Origin of the sequence: Janibacter cremeus, assembly GCF_013409205.1 — a bacterium.
GTDB classification, from domain to species: Bacteria; Actinomycetota; Actinomycetes; order Actinomycetales; family Dermatophilaceae; genus Janibacter; species Janibacter cremeus.
On the sequence record NZ_JACCAE010000001.1, the window covers coordinates 1,621,611 to 1,635,833 of the forward strand.

The 14,223-nt window shown below is 70.2% G+C and carries 20 protein-coding genes; 17 read left to right on the forward strand and 3 right to left on the reverse strand.

Going from position 1 to position 14,223, the window contains the following annotated elements; translation table 11 throughout:
- Positions 1–147: 147 nt before the first annotated feature.
- Positions 148–1,053: a LysR family transcriptional regulator gene (locus tag BJY20_RS07625; RefSeq protein ID WP_185990979.1), complete on the reverse strand. Its 906-nt coding sequence runs from the start codon at positions 1,051–1,053 to the stop codon at positions 148–150.
- Positions 1,054–1,134: 81 nt separating this feature from the next.
- On the opposite strand from BJY20_RS07625, the gene BJY20_RS07630 reads away from it, so the two are divergent.
- From BJY20_RS07630 to BJY20_RS07640, 4 genes are all read left to right on the forward strand, one after another.
- Entirely contained in the window at positions 1,135–1,332 is a 198-nt protein-coding gene (locus BJY20_RS07630; RefSeq protein ID WP_185990980.1) for a hypothetical protein, read from the forward strand.
- A 161-nt stretch (positions 1,333–1,493) separates the two neighbouring features.
- Positions 1,494–1,982 carry a sigma factor gene (locus BJY20_RS16020; protein ID WP_343062811.1) on the forward strand — a complete coding sequence of 163 codons (489 nt, stop codon included), beginning with the start codon at positions 1,494–1,496 and terminating at the stop codon, positions 1,980–1,982.
- A 26-nt stretch (positions 1,983–2,008) separates the two neighbouring features.
- Positions 2,009–2,329, forward strand: coding sequence for a hypothetical protein (locus BJY20_RS16025; RefSeq protein WP_246297130.1), 321 nt, complete (start codon positions 2,009–2,011; stop codon positions 2,327–2,329).
- 82 nt (positions 2,330–2,411) lie between these two features.
- Positions 2,412–2,648, forward strand: coding sequence for a DUF1059 domain-containing protein (locus BJY20_RS07640; protein ID WP_185992512.1), 237 nt, complete (start codon positions 2,412–2,414; stop codon positions 2,646–2,648).
- Between the two features lie 72 nt (positions 2,649–2,720).
- Here the strand turns inward: BJY20_RS07640 and BJY20_RS07645 are convergent, their stop codons facing one another.
- Positions 2,721–2,906 (reverse strand): PspC domain-containing protein, encoded by a 186-nt coding sequence (locus BJY20_RS07645; RefSeq protein ID WP_185990981.1) that lies wholly within the window; start codon positions 2,904–2,906, stop codon positions 2,721–2,723.
- Between the two features lie 147 nt (positions 2,907–3,053).
- Between BJY20_RS07645 and BJY20_RS07650 the strand changes: the two genes are divergently transcribed.
- The 5 genes from BJY20_RS07650 (at position 3,054) to BJY20_RS07670 (ending at position 6,073) form a co-directional block, all read left to right on the forward strand.
- Positions 3,054–3,497: a DUF2177 family protein gene (locus BJY20_RS07650; RefSeq protein WP_185990982.1), complete on the forward strand. Its 444-nt coding sequence runs from the start codon at positions 3,054–3,056 to the stop codon at positions 3,495–3,497.
- 154 nt (positions 3,498–3,651) lie between these two features.
- Positions 3,652–4,230 (forward strand): 2'-5' RNA ligase family protein, encoded by a 579-nt coding sequence (locus BJY20_RS07655; RefSeq protein ID WP_343062812.1) that lies wholly within the window; start codon positions 3,652–3,654, stop codon positions 4,228–4,230.
- Positions 4,227–4,637, forward strand: coding sequence for an RrF2 family transcriptional regulator (locus BJY20_RS07660; protein WP_185990984.1), 411 nt, complete (start codon positions 4,227–4,229; stop codon positions 4,635–4,637). Before BJY20_RS07655 ends, BJY20_RS07660 begins: the two co-directional genes overlap by 4 nt.
- Before the next feature lie 27 nt (positions 4,638–4,664).
- Positions 4,665–5,372: an iron-sulfur cluster repair di-iron protein gene (ric, locus tag BJY20_RS07665; protein ID WP_185990985.1), complete on the forward strand. Its 708-nt coding sequence runs from the start codon at positions 4,665–4,667 to the stop codon at positions 5,370–5,372.
- Between the two features lie 92 nt (positions 5,373–5,464).
- Positions 5,465–6,073 carry a class I SAM-dependent methyltransferase gene (locus BJY20_RS07670; protein WP_185990986.1) on the forward strand — a complete coding sequence of 203 codons (609 nt, stop codon included), beginning with the start codon at positions 5,465–5,467 and terminating at the stop codon, positions 6,071–6,073.
- An 82-nt stretch (positions 6,074–6,155) separates the two neighbouring features.
- Here the strand turns inward: BJY20_RS07670 and BJY20_RS07675 are convergent, their stop codons facing one another.
- Complete coding sequence (locus BJY20_RS07675; RefSeq protein WP_185990987.1) at positions 6,156–6,959, reverse strand: hypothetical protein; 804 nt, start codon at positions 6,957–6,959, stop codon at positions 6,156–6,158.
- Between the two features lie 420 nt (positions 6,960–7,379).
- Between BJY20_RS07675 and BJY20_RS07680 the strand changes: the two genes are divergently transcribed.
- The 8 genes from BJY20_RS07680 (at position 7,380) to BJY20_RS07710 (ending at position 14,202) form a co-directional block, all read left to right on the forward strand.
- Positions 7,380–9,080, forward strand: a complete 1,701-nt coding sequence (locus BJY20_RS07680) for a sodium:solute symporter family protein (protein WP_221935270.1) — start codon at positions 7,380–7,382, stop codon at positions 9,078–9,080.
- Between the two features lie 12 nt (positions 9,081–9,092).
- On the forward strand, positions 9,093–9,224 hold the full coding sequence (locus BJY20_RS15685; protein WP_221935271.1) for a putative transporter small subunit: 132 nt from the start codon (positions 9,093–9,095) through the stop codon (positions 9,222–9,224).
- 153 nt (positions 9,225–9,377) lie between these two features.
- A complete protein-coding gene (locus BJY20_RS07685) occupies positions 9,378–9,887 on the forward strand; it encodes a GyrI-like domain-containing protein (protein WP_185990988.1) in 510 nt (169 codons plus the stop codon).
- A gap of 61 nt (positions 9,888–9,948) precedes the next feature.
- Positions 9,949–11,484: an FMN-binding glutamate synthase family protein gene (locus BJY20_RS07690; RefSeq protein WP_185990989.1), complete on the forward strand. Its 1,536-nt coding sequence runs from the start codon at positions 9,949–9,951 to the stop codon at positions 11,482–11,484.
- Positions 11,485–11,495: 11 nt separating this feature from the next.
- Positions 11,496–12,710, forward strand: a complete 1,215-nt coding sequence (locus BJY20_RS07695; protein ID WP_185990990.1) for a thiolase family protein — start codon at positions 11,496–11,498, stop codon at positions 12,708–12,710.
- Positions 12,710–13,462: an enoyl-CoA hydratase/isomerase family protein gene (locus tag BJY20_RS07700; RefSeq protein ID WP_185990991.1), complete on the forward strand. Its 753-nt coding sequence runs from the start codon at positions 12,710–12,712 to the stop codon at positions 13,460–13,462. Before BJY20_RS07695 ends, BJY20_RS07700 begins: the two co-directional genes overlap by 1 nt.
- Positions 13,463–13,613: 151 nt before the next feature.
- Positions 13,614–13,814 carry a helix-turn-helix domain-containing protein gene (locus BJY20_RS07705; RefSeq protein ID WP_185990992.1) on the forward strand — a complete coding sequence of 67 codons (201 nt, stop codon included), beginning with the start codon at positions 13,614–13,616 and terminating at the stop codon, positions 13,812–13,814.
- Positions 13,795–14,202: a DUF2178 domain-containing protein gene (locus BJY20_RS07710; protein ID WP_185990993.1), complete on the forward strand. Its 408-nt coding sequence runs from the start codon at positions 13,795–13,797 to the stop codon at positions 14,200–14,202. Before BJY20_RS07705 ends, BJY20_RS07710 begins: the two co-directional genes overlap by 20 nt.
- Positions 14,203–14,223 lie beyond the last annotated feature (21 nt).

Here is a 14,223-nt window from a genome sequence, read left to right on the forward strand (position 1 = left end):
TTGGGATCGGCACCCGTGCTCGACCAGAGCAGGAAGTGACACGAGATGAAGCCATTCGAGGCGCAAGGTGACAGCAGGCGAACCAGCTGCATGCCGTCGTGCCCACGAAAGTCACGAAGGCCAGCACACAACTGGCAATGACAGGGCCTAATCCGGAACGGCAGCCCCGGCGCGCGCCTCGATGAGCTCCACGGCCCGCCGCACATAGTCCAGGTGGGCACTGGTGTCGCGCACGTGCATCGTCACGCGGCGCAGCGGGACGGGGTCGACGACCGGGGCGGTGTGGACGTGCGAGGGCACCTCCCCCTTCGCCAACCTCGGGAGCATCGCGATACCGACCCCGGCGGCCACCATCGCCAGGGCGACGTTGTGGTCGTCGGACCGGGCGACGTAACGCGGCTCGAAGCCCGCGGCATGACAGGCATCCCGGACCACCCGCCCCGAGGTGCGGTCGTACATGTCGTGGTCGATCCACGACTCGTCCCGCAGGTCCGCGGCCCTGACCTCGGTCGAGTCAGAGAGCGGGTGATCGGCCGCCACGGCCACCCCGAAGTCGTCGACGGCCAGCTCGCGACGGCGGTAGCCGGTCAGCGCCCGCGGCAGCTCGGCCGGCACCTCCTCGTCGATCTCGATGTCCCGCGTGCGGTAGCCGGCAGCGGCGCCCGGTGTGTGGATGTCGATCGCCCACTGCACGTCGGGGAACTCCTTCGTCAGATCGGCGACGACGCCGGGCAGCCAGGCCCGGGCGGCCGAGGCGAACGACCCGATCGACAGGGTCGGCGTCGGCCCGGCGTGCAGGTCCTCGATGAAGGCCTCCAGGCGCCGGGCGCTCTCGAAGACCTCCGACGACTCCTCGGCCAGGCGTTCACCCACGGCAGTCGGTTCGATGCCCCGCCCGCGCCGCTCGTAGAGCGGCAGCCCGATGGCCGCCTGCAGGGCGATGATGTGCTGGCTGACGGTCGCCGGCGTGAAGCCGAGGTTGGCCGCGGCACCACTGACGGAACCACTCGCGACGACGGCTCGCCAGATGGACAGGCGGTGCAGGTCGATCATCCGTCAACCATATGGCACAGCCTTATGTTCATGTGGAAAACGCTGCTTGTGGTTGTTGAATATCTTCGTGATACTTGAGTCATGAGCATCTTCGCAGCCGTCGCCGTCCTGGCCGTCCTCCTCGTCGCGGGCCTGTCCCCGTGGTGGGTCGCCGGTCGCTACCTCACCCCCGTCAGCGAGCGTGTCGCGCTGAACGAGCTGGGCCTCCCGGGCATCGTCGCCACCCTCCGTCGTGGCGCGAACATGTACGTCCCCGCCACCATCCAGACCCGCAACTGAGTCGCGGCCCGACAACGCCGTCGGGCCCGCCTCCAGTTTCCTCGGGAGCGGCCGAGACCACAGCCCACAACCGATATCCCCACCTTGATCCTGCGGACCGTCACACTGGTGACGGTCCGTTCGTCATGTCGGTGACGACTCGGGACCGAGAGGTGGACCTCGTGGACCACGCACACGAGCACGACCACACGCAGGCCTTCGAGGCTGAGCGACCACGGCTGATCGGCCTGGCCACGCGCATCCTCGGCGACCACGCCGAGGCGCAGGACATCGCCCAGCAGGCTTGGCTACGTCTGCACGGCACCGACGCACGCATCGACTCCCTGCCCGCCTGGCTCACCACGGTCACCAGCCGGCTGTTCTTGGACCGGCTGAAGTCCCGCACCCCCGAGCCGCACGACGAGGTCGACGTCCTCGACAGAGCCCCGGACACTGCGGACGCGGTCGCCCTCGCCGACACCGTCGGCATCGCCCTGAAGGTGGTCATCGACCGCCTCACCCCCGGCGAGCGCGTCGCCTTCGCCACGACAGCTTCGGCTTCGAGTTCACGACGATCGCAGCCGTCCTCGACACCACCCCGACTGCCGCCCGCAAGCTCGCCTCCCGCGCCCGGGCCAAGGTCCGCCAGCCCGCGAGCGAGGACCGGCTGAGCGACTGGGAGGTCGTCGACGCCTTCATGGCCGCCGCCCGCGAGGGCGACTTCGACTCCCTTCTCCAGCCCCTCGCCCCCGACGCCGGGGTCCGCGCCGACGCCGCGGCGATCACCGCGGGCACCCCGGAGGGCATCGACGGCCGGCGCGAGATCGCCGAGTTCTTCAACGGCAGCGCCCACGCCGCCCTGCCGGTCCACCTCGGCGAGCGTCCGGGCGCCGCGTGGTTCCACCGGGGCGAGGCCAAGGTGCTTCGACTTCACCGTCATCGACGGTCGGGTCACGGCCATCACCTTCCGCGCCGAGCAGTCCGTCCTCGCGCAGGTCGTGCGTCGCCGCGACGGTGAGCGAAGGGGTGAGGAGACACTTCGTCACACTCACGCGACCCAGATCGTCAGACCAGTGAACACCCGAGGAAAGGACACTGCGATGAAGACCATGACCTGCCGCCAGCTCGGCGGCCCCTGCGACCTCGAGCACCGCGGCGAGAGCGCCGACGACGTGATCAATGCCCAGGACCAGCACCTCAAGGCAGCCGAGAAGGCCGGCGACGCCGCGCACCAGAGCGCCCGTGACGACATGAAGTCCCGCTGGCGCCACCCCCGCAAGAGCCTGGGCTGGTACCGGGACACGAAGAAGACCTTCGCGAACCTCCCGGAGGACTGAACGCACCCGCTGATGGAGGCCGGAAATCCGGCCTCCATCACAACTGCTGAGGCTCTTGCGAAGGTGGGGCGGCTAGCTGTCGACCTTCGGCATCAGGATCCACAACCCGATGTAGACGAGCTCCCCCACCCCGACGATGCCGAAGATCACGAAGCCGAGGCGCACCAGGAAGCGCGGCAGACCGAACCGGTCGGCCAGACCGGCACAGACACCGGCGATCCACTTGCCGTTGCGCGGACGTGCGAGTTGACGTGACATGCGCCTGAACTACCCGCACCCCCGCAGATCATGCGCGACGGCCGGGGCATCACCCGGCAGGTCTCGGCTAACCTTCGACAAGGGTCGGACACCTCAGGATCGGCCGGTCGAACACCAACGCCAGCACCCATGAGCGGGAGGCCTCCGATGACCCATCCGACGAGCCTCCCACTGGGCGCGGGCCGCTGGCTCGCGAGCTGGGTCGTGACTGCGGCCGCCTTCGGCGTCGTCGACGGCCTCTGGCTCGGCATCATCGCCAAGGGCCACTACGAGCGCGCCTTCGGCTCGCTGCTCGCCGACCCTGCCAACCCTCCTGCGGCTGCGGCGTTCTACATCATCTACACCCTCGGCATCACCTACTTCGCGACCGCCCCGGGCCTGCGCGGGAGCAGCATCCGCATCGCCGCCATCCAGGGGGCCGCCCTGGGCGTCGTCGCGTACGCAGCCTTCAACCTGACCGGACTGGCCGTCCTCGAGGGCTACCCCGCGGGGATCGTGCCCCTCGACATGGCCTGGGGGACCCTGGCCACCTCCAGCGCGGCTGCGGCTGCGACGGCCGTGGCGCGGCCCCGCCGGGCCGCACGGCGCTGAGGACCCGCGGCCACACGCCCGGACGTCCAAGTGACGACCGGGTCTCCCGCCGGCGAGCTGGTCCCTCGGGTCGATGTGTTCGCGCGCGCCAGGGCGCGCGAAGCCACCTCGAACCGGTCGACCGGCCGGCGCCGGGATGCGGCAGAGTCGCCCCGTGACCGGCCACACCGTGCTGCAGCTGCCCGTGCCTGCCCTGGAGGACTGGGTCCGCGAGCGCACCCGCGGCTACGACGCCGGATTCGTCTCCGCCGACCCACGGTTCGGCCACGCACACGTCACGGCCCTGTCCCCCTTCGCCCCCGCTCCGTCGGCCACCGACCTGGCCGAGGTGGGACGGATCGCGGCGGCAACCCCATCGATGCCGACCCGCCTGGTCGACCTCGGCCAGTTCCCCAACGGCGTCATCCACCTGCGGCCCGAGCCGGACGGCCCCCTTCGCGCCCTGACCGAGGCGCTGGTCGCGTCCTTCCCGCACTTCCCGCCGTACGAAGGGAGGTTCGGCCGCCGCGTCGACCCGCACCTCACCCTCGACGCCGCCTCACCGACGGTCTCCCTCGAGAGCACTCGTCGACTGCTCGGTGACGTGGTCCCGGTGACATGCACGCTCACGCGCCTGCAGCTCGCGTGGTGGGAGTCCGGCCGGTGCCACGTGATGCACGAGTGGCCGCTCGGGCGAATGGGCGGTGCGGAAGGCTTCCCACCCCCTGAAGAATCTATTAATCTGTCACTATGAGACTAGAGGTCACCCGCCGAGCCGAGCTGGCCGTGCAGGCGATCGCCGCCCTGTCGCCGATGGACACGCGCCTGAAGGCCCCCGAGCTGGGTGAGGCCCTGGATGCGACCCCCGGCTTCGTCGCCCAGGTGGTGGGTCCGCTGGTCAAGGCCGGCTGGGTGCGCTCCACCCCCGGCCCGACCGGCGGCTACTCCCTCACCGACTCCGCGGCCCGCGCCAGCGTCCTGGACGTCATCGAGGCCATCGACGGGCCGACCGCCAACGGGCGCTGCGTCGCCGAGGCCCGGGCGTGCGGTTTGGGGCGCACCTGCGCCCTGCACGAGGCCTGGACCCACGCCCGCACCACACTCACCACCACGCTGGCCGCCACCCCGGCGGTCGACGTCCACCGCCGGGGCGCCGCGTGACGCCCCACGACGAAGGGACAACCTGACATGGCCGTCGCCACCACCGCTACCCTCGGTGACCTGGTCGCCGAGGACCCCCGCCGCAGCCGCGTGCTCGAGCAGCTCGGCCTGGACTACTGCTGCCACGGGCAGCGCCCCCTCGAGGAGGCCGCCCGCACGGCCGGCCTCGACGTGATGGACGTCAGCACCCGCCTGGACCTGCCCGGCGAGCGGCCGGCCGTCATCGCCCGCGACCTCGAGATGGCCGCGCTGGCCCACGACATCGTCGACACCCACCACGCGTACACGTGGGAGGAGATGCCGCGGCTGCAGGCGCTCGTCGACAAGGTCGCCGGGGTGCACGGGGACCGCCACCCCGAGCTCGCCGAGGTGAAGGCGACCTACGAGCGGATCATCGCCGAGCTCGAGCCGCACATGACGCGCGAGGAGCGGGTGATCTTCCCGGCCATCAGCCGTCTGGAGAAGACGCAGGCACCGGTCCGGCTCTCCTCCGGCGACTTCTCCGACGCGCTGCGCGAGCTCATCGCCGAGCACGACGTCGTCGGCGACCTGCTCACGCGGATCCGTGGGCTGACCGGGGGCCACACCCCACCGGAGGACGCCTGCAACTCCTACCGCGCGATGCTCACCGGCCTGGCCGAGCTCGAGAGGGACGTGCACGAGCACGTCCACAAGGAGAACAACCTGCTCTTCCCTCGCGTCCTGGAGATGCAGGAGCGACTGAGTGGGGCCTGAGGACGCGCGCCACCGAAGTCCTGCGTCGGCCGGTGGCGCGCCCACTCCCACACCCCGTCCAAGCGCTGCGGCCTCTCTCCTATCGTGGGTGCATGGTGCCTGAGACAAGCGGATGGATGCAGATCGTCGCGGAGGACCCGAACCACTCCCAGTGGTACATCGAGCGGTTCCGGGAGATGGCCGCTCGCGGGGACGACCTGGACGGTGAGGCCCGGCTGGTCGACGCGATGGTCGCGCGCGGCGCCCGGGTCCTCGACGCCGGTTGCGGCCCCGGCCGGATCGGCGGTCGGCTGCACGAGCTGGGTCACGAAGTCACCGGCGCCGACGTCGACCCCGCCCTCATCGCGGCGGCCGAGGAGGACCACCCCGGTCCCCGGTGGCTGGTCAGTGACCTCGCCGTCCTCGACGTGCGGGACGAAGGGGGCGAACGCCGCCTCTTCGACCTCATCGTCTGCGCGGGCAACGTCATGACCTTCCTCGCACCGAGCACCCGAGGCGACGTGCTCGCCGGCTTCGCGGAGCACCTCGACGAGGACGGCCGCGTCGTCATCGGCTTCGGGGCGGAACGTGGCTACGAGTTCGCCGACTTCCGCGCCGATACAGCCGCCGCGGGGCTCACCGAGCAGGTCCTGCTCGGTGGGTGGGCGCTCGAGCCCTTCGCGCCCGACGGCGGGTACATCGTGGCGACCTTCGGCCGCTGAGCCGAGCGGCCCCCTTCGCCCCGGAAAGACGGAGCGCCGCGGCACGTCAGTCGACGTGCCGCGGCGCTCTGGTGTGTACGGGTCAGGCTGCGACGGCGATGCGCCCCTGCAGGGTCCGCCACGTGTAGGCAACGGCGATGTAACCCACCGGCATCAGCACGAGGAAGCCCAGGCCGAGGGTGCACAGCGAAAGGATCCCGAGGCCGAGGAGGACGAGGAACAGCAGCAGCACCGGACCGACATTGGCCTTGGTGAACCTGAAGCTCGCCCCGATCGCGTCCGTGGCCGAGTTCCCATCCATGACAGCGAAGTTGGTGAAGGACAGCAGGAAGGCGACGATGATGCCCGGGATGATGCACAGGATGAGCCCGACGAAGGTCATCAGGCCCACGAGGATGGCCGCGAGGATCAGGTGCAGCCACGGGATCCGGGTGAACATCGTGGAGATGCTCGCCCTCCCGGTGTCGACCACGTCGACCGCCGCACGGATCAGTGCAACGGTGAGGATGAATTGGACGACCGCGCTGACGAGGTTTAGCGCAAGACTTCCCAGCGACGCGGCGATGCTCGGCTGATGCACCTGCGTCGACCCCCCGCGCAGGCTGAGCGGGTCGGGCTGGGTGACGACCGGCCCGGTCTGCAGCAGTAGTTCGGCGACGAAGGAGAACCCGAAGCCGATGACCACGAGCAGCACCGTGATCCCGAGGAAGGGCCCGAGGTTCTCGGTGAACCTCTTCCAGCCGTAGGACAGGGCGTCGAGCGGGCTGAACTCCGGCGCGGGCTGGCCACCGTAGCCGCCGGGAGGCTGACCGCCGTAGCCGCCGCCGTACCCACCGGGAGGTGGGCCCTGGGGCGGGCCCCCGTACCCACCGGGAGGCGGAGGCATGGGCGGGCCGCCAGGACCGCCGGGCGGCGGTGGCTGACCCGGACCCCCGGGCGGCGGTGGCTGACCCGGACCCCCGGGCGGCGGTGGCTGACCGGGACCGCCGGGTGGCGGCGGGGGCGGGGGTGGCGACTGGTAGCTCATGGGGCACAGCCAAACCGGATCGCAGCCCGCGCGCAACCACCGCCCGCGAATAGTCGTTCCGGCGTGTCGACAGGCCGGCCGGACGACGCCGGAAGCACCGGGACGAGGCCTTATCGGGTGATGTTCCACACACCCGATGGGGTGCATGGACATGCACTTTTCGTTGATGCCATCGGCCTCTCGCGCTGTTTGGGTGGGTTTTCCCCTATTAGCCATGCATACGCATTCGGGGTTACGTTCCGCTTGCCACACCCGACAAGACCACACCGGAAGGAAGGCATGCCCACCGAGCCGCCCTTGGGAATCGTGACCGTCGTCGTACTCCTGCTCCTCTTCTACGGACTGACGATGTACATGTCCGTGAAGATCAGCCGCGGCGACAAGGAGAACGCCGACGACTACATGACTGCCGGTCACGGCATCGGATTCGGCATCTCCGCCGCTTCCATGACGGCCACCTGGATCTGGGCGTCATCGATGTATGCCTCCGCGACCTCCGGGTACCTCTACGGGATCTCCGGGCCGATCCACTACGGCCTGTGGGGCGCCCTGATGATCCTGTTCATCTACCCCTTCGGCAAGCGCATCCGCGCCGTCGCACCGCGGGCCCACACGCTCGCCCAGGTCATGGCCGTGCGCCACGGCCGCTCCAGCCAGCTGATGCTCGCCGGGTCCAACGTCCTGGGCAGCGTCATCTCGCTGATGTCGAACTTCATCGCCGGTGGCGCGCTCATCGCGATGCTCTCCCCGCTGAACTTCATCCAGGGCGTCTTCGCGATCGCCGGCGGCGTGCTGCTCTACACGATCTGGTCCGGCTTCCGCGCCTCGGTGCTGACCGACTTCGCCCAGGTCGTCGCGATGCTCGGCGCCGTCGTCGTCCTCGTGCCCGCCTTCTTCTTCATCCTCGGAGGCGTCGACCTGCTGCGTGAGGGCTCGGCCAACCTCACCCCGCAGCAGTCGAACTTCTTCTCCTCCGAGGCCTTCCTCAAGCAGGGCGCCCCGTACATCGCGGCCGTCCTCGCCTACGCCATCGGCAACCAGACGATCGCCCAGCGCCTCTTCGCGGTGCGCGAGGACCTGATCAAGCCGACCTTCATCACGGCGACCATCGGCTACGGCGCCACAGTCATCGGTGTCGGCATGCTCGGCGTCCTCGCCCTCTACGCCGGTGTCGACCCGGCCGGCGGCGACCCGAACAACCTGCTGCCGCAGCTGGCCGCCACCCACCTCGCGACCCCGCTGATCGTCCTGTTCTTCGTGATGATCATCGGCTCGCTGTCCTCGACCGCGGACTCCGACCTGGCCGCGCTGTCCTCGATCGTCATGACCGACATCTACGGCCAGACCGCCCGCCGCAGCGGCCGGGCCGTCAGCCCGCGCACGATGCTGCTGATCGGGCGACTGACGATGGTGCTGGCCACGGCGGCCGCGGTCTCCTTCGCGGCACTGGAGCTGAGCATCCTCGACCTGCTCGTCTTCGTCGGCGCGCTCTGGGGTTGCCTGGTCTTCCCGGTCATCGCCTCCTTCTACTGGAAGAAGGTCACCAACTCCGCGTTCACCGTCTCGGTCCTGCTCGCCCTGGTGGCGTTCCTCCCGGTCCGCTTCGGCTGGCTGCCGCGCAACACCGGCATGGACCTGGCCGTCGAGCTGCTCGGGATCGTCGGGATCGGCGTGGTCATCGGCCTGATGCTCTTCGGGTTCTTCGGGCCGAGGGTCGGCCTGGCCGGTGGCATCATCGCCGCCCTGGCCCTCGCCCCCTTCGCCCTCGGCCTCATCGCGGACTACGCCGCGCTGTCGGGGTCGCTGGTGGCCTACGCCGTCTCGACTCTCGTCTGCGCGGGGATGACCTTCGCCTCCCGCGGCGAACCCTTCGACTTCGACGTCATCGCCCGCCGGACGGGCGACTTCGACCCGGAGGACGACGAGCCGTCCACGACCCGCTCTGCCACCGACCTCGACGACGAGCGCGCGACCGTCTGAGAAAGGACCCTCATGTCCATCACTGCACTGACCATCTACATCCTCATGTGGCCCGTGATCGTCGCGGTCATCCTCGGCGTGATCTGCACCGGATTCGTCCGTGAGATCCGCGCCGCCAGGAAGCGTGGCGAGGACCTCGTCTGAGGCGGTCCGCCCCGGCTGATGGCCGCCGCTCCCGCAGGGGGCGGCGGCCATCGTCGTGGGGAGCGGCGAGGTGATCACGGGTGGCATCCGGTCGCCGGCTCGAGGATGATCGGGAACGGACGCCATGCCGGACCCAGACGACAGGAGCACGCCATGACCGAGCCCAGCTATCTCGCCGACCCGCACACCGAGGTCACCTACCTCGACGCCGAGGAGACCCCGACCGTCGTGCGCATGACCGAGGGGGTCGCGCCGCACGAGATGGCCGGGATCTTCGACGAGACGTTCTCCGCGCTGGTCCCGGGGCTGGACGAGTTCGGCGTCACCCCAGCAGGCCCTGCCCTCGCGCTGCACCGTCGACAGCCCGGGGCGACGATGACCTTCGATGTGGGCTTCCCCGTGGCCGAGGTGCTCGATGGCGAGCTCGAGGCGGGTGGCATCACCTTCTACTCCTCGACCCTGCCCGCCGGGCGGATCGCGACGGTCTCGCACCTCGGCGGATACGACGGGCTGCCGCAGGCCTGGCAGTCCTTCATGGAGAAGGTCGCCGAGGACGGCCACCGCACGCAGCTGCCCTTCTGGGAGGTCTATGTGACCGAGCCGGGGCCCGACGTCGACCCGAGCACGCTGCGTACCGATCTGGTGACGCTCCTCGCAGACTGAGGTTTCCCCCTTCGTCAGTGATATGCCGGAGGGGCAAGGATGCGCGAAGGGAGCTGGAGCCATGGCCAAGGGAATCCGCAACAGTGTGCTCGGGGTGGGAGCGGCCATCGCGGCCGTCGCCACCCACGACCTGGTGCAGAAGAAGCACTCGGTCCTGCGCAACTACCCGGTCATCGGGCACATGCGCTATGCCCTGGAGGCACTCCGCCCGGAGCTGCAGCAGTACTTCGTCGAGCGCAACTGGGACGGCCGTCCCTACAACCGCGACGTGCGCTCGGTCATCTACGAGCGGGCGAAGGGGATCCACGGCGAGCTGTCCTTCGGGACCGAGCGCGACGTGAACCAGACCGGGTACGAGCACCTCGTGCACTCGAGCATGCCCCTCGACCCGCCGAAGGAAGCGCCCCGGGTCCGCGTCGGCGGACCGGACTGCAGCCGGCCCTACGACATGTCGCTGCTCAACGTGTCGGCGATGAGCTTCGGCGCCCTGTCCGCGAACGCGGTCCTCGCGCTCAACGAGGGCGCCCGTCGCGGCGGCTTCGCCCACGACACCGGCGAAGGGGGCCTGTCGCGCCATCACCTGGCCAACGGCGGCGACCTCGTCTGGGAGATCGGGTCCGGGTACTTCTCGACACGCACCCGCGATGGTCACTTCGACCCGGCCAAGTTCGAGGACGAGGCCGCCCACGAGCAGGTCAAGTGCATCTCGCTCAAGCTCTCCCAGGGCGCCAAGCCCGGCATCGGCGGCGTGCTGCCCGCTGCCAAGGTCTCCAAGGAGATCGCGCAGGTCCGTGGCGTCCCGGAGGGCGAGAAGTGCGTCAGCCCGGCCGCGCACACCGCCTTCTCCACGCCGGTGGAGCTCATCGAGTTCATCGCCAGGATGCGTGAGCTCTCCGGCGGCAAACCGACCGGCTTCAAGCTGTGCGTCGGGTCCCGACGCGACGTGCTGGCCATCTGCAAGGCCATCCGTGAGGTCGGCACCGCGCCGGACTTCATCATCGTGGACGGGGCCGAAGGGGGGACCGCCGCCGCTCCCCTGGAGTACGAGGACCACGTCGGGATGCCGCTGACCCACGGGCTGATGATCGTGCACAACGCCCTCGTCGGGACGGGCCTGCGGGACGTCATCAAGGTCGGCGCCAGCGGGAAGGTCGCCACCGGCAACGACATCGTGCGCCGCCTCATCCAGGGCGCGGACTACACCAACGCCGCCCGGGCGATGATGATGGCCGTCGGCTGCATCCAGGCCCAGCGGTGCCACACCGGGACCTGCCCCGTCGGGGTGACCACGCAGGACCCGCGACGGGCCCGGGCCCTGGACGTGCCCGACAAGAGCACCCGCGTGCACCAGTACCACTCCTCGACCGTTGCGCAGGCGGTGGAGATGATGGCGACGATGGGCGTGCGCTCCCCGGCCGAGCTGACCCCGGACATGCTGCGGCACAACATCTCCCCGCACGAGACGCGTTCCTACGCGGAGATCCACGAGTGGCTCGCTCCGGGTCAGCTGCTGGGTGAGCCGCCGCAGGGCTGGGCCGTGGACTGGGCGGAGGCCTCCCCGGACACCTTCCGTCCGGGGACAGCGCGCTTGGGCTGACCCGGGGTGGGATGCTGGGAGAAGTCCCCCTCCCCCGATCATCGGAGTCCACCGTGGAGAAGATCGTTGTCGTCGACGGAGCCCGCACCCCCACCGGCAGCTTCGGCGGCATTTTCAAGGATGTCCCCGGCCACGAGCTCGGGGCGAGCGCCAGCCGTGCCGCGCTGGATCGCGCCGGCGTCGCCGGTGAGGACATCAGCGAGGTCGTCATGGGGTGCATCGGCCAGGTGGGCCCGGACGCCTACAACGCCCGCCGCGTCGCCGTCGCGGCCGGTCTGCCCACCAACGTGCCGGCCTACACCGTCAACCGCCTGTGCGGCTCCGGCCTGCAGGCCATCTGGTCCGCCGCGATGGAGATGCGGTGGAACGACCTCGACTTCACCCTCGCCGGTGGCGACGAGTCGATGACCCGGATGCCCTTCTACGACTTCGGTGCCCGCAACGGCTACAAGCTGGGCAACCGGGAGCTGCAGGACGGCACCGTGCTGATGCTGACCGACCCCTTCCACGACATCCACATGGGTGTCACCGCGGAGAACGTCGCGGAGAAGTACGGCGTCTCCCGTCAGGAGCAGGACGAATTCGCCCTGGAGTCGCAGCGCCGCGCGGCGACCCCCGAGGCGCAGGCGGCCTTCGCCGAGGAGATCACGGCCGTCGAGGTCGGGGGCCGCAAGCCCTTCACCGCAGAGAAGGACGAGCACCCCAAGCCGGACACGACGTTGGAGACGCTCGCGAAACTGCGTCCGGCCTTCAGCAAGGGCGGCTCGGTCACCGCGGGCAATGCCTCCGGCATCAACGACGGCGCCGGTGTCGTCGTCCTCGGTCGCGAGTCCGCCGTGAAGGAGCGCGGTCTGACCGGGCTGGTCAGCCTCGAGGCCGTCACCACCGCCGCGATGGAGCCGGAGCTCATGGGCTACGCGCCGACGCACGCGCTCAAGGCGCTCTTCGCCAAGACCGGCCTGACGCCCGCCGACGTCGGCGTCATCGAGCTCAACGAGGCCTTCGCCTCCCAGGCCGTCGCCGTCATCCGCGACACCGGCCTCGACCCGGCGCGGGTCAACCCCTACGGCGGGGCCATCGCGCTCGGCCACCCCGTCGGTGCGACCGGCGGCATCCTCACCGTCCGCGCGGCCAAGCACATGGTCCGCCATGACCTCGAGTACGGCATCGTCACCATGTGCATCGGTGGCGGCCAGGCTCTCGCAGCAATGTTCCGGAGGATCTGATGGACCAGGCAGTCACGCTCACCGTCGCCGACGGGGTCGGGCACATCCAGCTCAACCGCCCCGAGGCGGCCAACACCATCGACATGGACCTCGCACGTGCGCTCGGCGAGGCGGCCGTGGCCGCCGGTGATGACGAGGCAGTGCGCGCCGTCCTCCTCAGCGGTGCCGGCAAGCGCTTCTGCGGGGGCGGGGACATCGCCTCCTTCGCCGAGTCGGACGACCCGGGGGCGGATCTCCTCGCGCTGGCCGATGCCGCCGATGGGGCGGTCCTGGCGCTGGAGGCGCTCGACAAGCCCGTCGTCACGGCCGTGCACGGGGCCGTCGCCGGCGGTGGCCTCGGGATCATGCTCGCCGGTGACGTCGTCGTGGCGGCCGAGGGCACGAAGTTCGTCTTCGCCTACCCCGCGATCGGGCTGACCCCCGACTGCGGGACCTCGACCGCGCTGCCGTTGACGATGGGTCGGCAACGGGCACTGGCCTTCGCGCTGCGTGACCAGCCGCTGTCGGCCCAGGAGGCCCGCGAGCAGGGCCTGGTCGCCGAGGTCGTCGCCGACCCGCTGGCACGGGCCCGGAAGCTGGCGGCGGCCTGGGCGCGGGGATCCTCGGCCGCCTACGGCCAGACGCGGCGGCTCCTGCGTGCCGGGGCCGACCGCCCGCGCACGCAGAGCGGCCGTGACGAGGCAGACACGCTCGGTCGCAGGGCCGGCACCCCGGAGGCGCAGGCGCTGTTCGCGAAGTTCCTGGGGCGCTGACGCCGCCCCCTCCACTTCAGGACGCAGATATCGAGTTCGGACGTAGGTATGACTACGTCCGAACTCGATGTCTGCGTCCTGCCTCCGCGCTTCCACCGCTCGATGTCAAGGTCACTTGACATGATGGACGCGTGTCAAGCAATCTTGACACGTGGAGAACACGGTCCAGCAACTGCGGAAACACGCAGGCGACACCCAGGCCCAACTGGCTGCCGCACTGGGTGTCTCGCGACAGACCGTGATCGCGATCGAGCGGGGCCGGTACGACCCCTCGCTGGGCCTGGCCCTGCGCATCGCCAGACACTTCGACGCGACGGTAGAGGAGATCTTCCATGACGAATCAGGCACGTGAGCGCGGCGCATCCGGCATCGCAGGGGTCCTGACCCTCTGCGTGGTGATGGGTCTGGTCTACCTGACGATCGGTGTCGCCACCGACCAGACCCGGTTCGGGATCATCGGCCTGCTGATCATGCTCGCCTACGGCGCCGTCCTCTTCGTCGGGCGTCGGCGCCTCGAGGCGCTCGCCCTGCTCGGCGGGGCCTTCACCGACGAGCGCCGGCACGACATCGGCCAGCGCGCTCTGGCGTTCACGGCGAACGTCCTGGTCATCGGCATCCTCGGCGGCTTCTTCGTCAGCCTGGCGACCCGGTCCGAGTACACCGAGGTCTTCGCGGGCCTGGGCGCCCTCGGCGGGGTGGCCTTCATCGTCGGCATCGTCTGGAACTCGGTCCGCGGGTGACGACACGGGCGGGCCGTAGGC

Excerpts from the sequence above, each read along its gene's own strand:
- BJY20_RS07685 (WP_185990988.1), top strand. The coding sequence starts at position 9,378 with ATGACCGAGCCCAGCTATCTCGCCGACCCGCACACCGAGGTCACCTAC.
- BJY20_RS07695 (WP_185990990.1), top strand. The coding sequence starts at position 11,496 with ATGCTGGGAGAAGTCCCCCTCCCCCGATCATCGGAGTCCACCGTGGAG.
- BJY20_RS15685 (WP_221935271.1), top strand. The coding sequence starts at position 9,093 with ATGTCCATCACTGCACTGACCATCTACATCCTCATGTGGCCCGTGATC.
- BJY20_RS16025 (WP_246297130.1), top strand. The coding sequence starts at position 2,009 with ATGGCCGCCGCCCGCGAGGGCGACTTCGACTCCCTTCTCCAGCCCCTC.
- BJY20_RS07650 (WP_185990982.1), top strand. The coding sequence starts at position 3,054 with ATGACCCATCCGACGAGCCTCCCACTGGGCGCGGGCCGCTGGCTCGCG.
- BJY20_RS07675 (WP_185990987.1), bottom strand. The coding sequence starts at position 6,959 with ATGCCTCCGCCTCCCGGTGGGTACGGGGGCCCGCCCCAGGGCCCACCT.
- BJY20_RS07660 (WP_185990984.1), top strand. The coding sequence starts at position 4,227 with ATGAGACTAGAGGTCACCCGCCGAGCCGAGCTGGCCGTGCAGGCGATC.
- BJY20_RS07690 (WP_185990989.1), top strand. The coding sequence starts at position 9,949 with ATGGCCAAGGGAATCCGCAACAGTGTGCTCGGGGTGGGAGCGGCCATC.
- BJY20_RS07625 (WP_185990979.1), bottom strand. The coding sequence starts at position 1,053 with ATGATCGACCTGCACCGCCTGTCCATCTGGCGAGCCGTCGTCGCGAGT.
- BJY20_RS07640 (WP_185992512.1), top strand. The coding sequence starts at position 2,412 with ATGAAGACCATGACCTGCCGCCAGCTCGGCGGCCCCTGCGACCTCGAG.
- BJY20_RS07710 (WP_185990993.1), top strand. The coding sequence starts at position 13,795 with ATGACGAATCAGGCACGTGAGCGCGGCGCATCCGGCATCGCAGGGGTC.
- BJY20_RS07645 (WP_185990981.1), bottom strand. The coding sequence starts at position 2,906 with ATGTCACGTCAACTCGCACGTCCGCGCAACGGCAAGTGGATCGCCGGT.
- BJY20_RS07630 (WP_185990980.1), top strand. The coding sequence starts at position 1,135 with ATGAGCATCTTCGCAGCCGTCGCCGTCCTGGCCGTCCTCCTCGTCGCG.
- BJY20_RS07680 (WP_221935270.1), top strand. The coding sequence starts at position 7,380 with ATGCCCACCGAGCCGCCCTTGGGAATCGTGACCGTCGTCGTACTCCTG.
- BJY20_RS07700 (WP_185990991.1), top strand. The coding sequence starts at position 12,710 with ATGGACCAGGCAGTCACGCTCACCGTCGCCGACGGGGTCGGGCACATC.
- ric (WP_185990985.1), top strand. The coding sequence starts at position 4,665 with ATGGCCGTCGCCACCACCGCTACCCTCGGTGACCTGGTCGCCGAGGAC.
- BJY20_RS07670 (WP_185990986.1), top strand. The coding sequence starts at position 5,465 with ATGGTGCCTGAGACAAGCGGATGGATGCAGATCGTCGCGGAGGACCCG.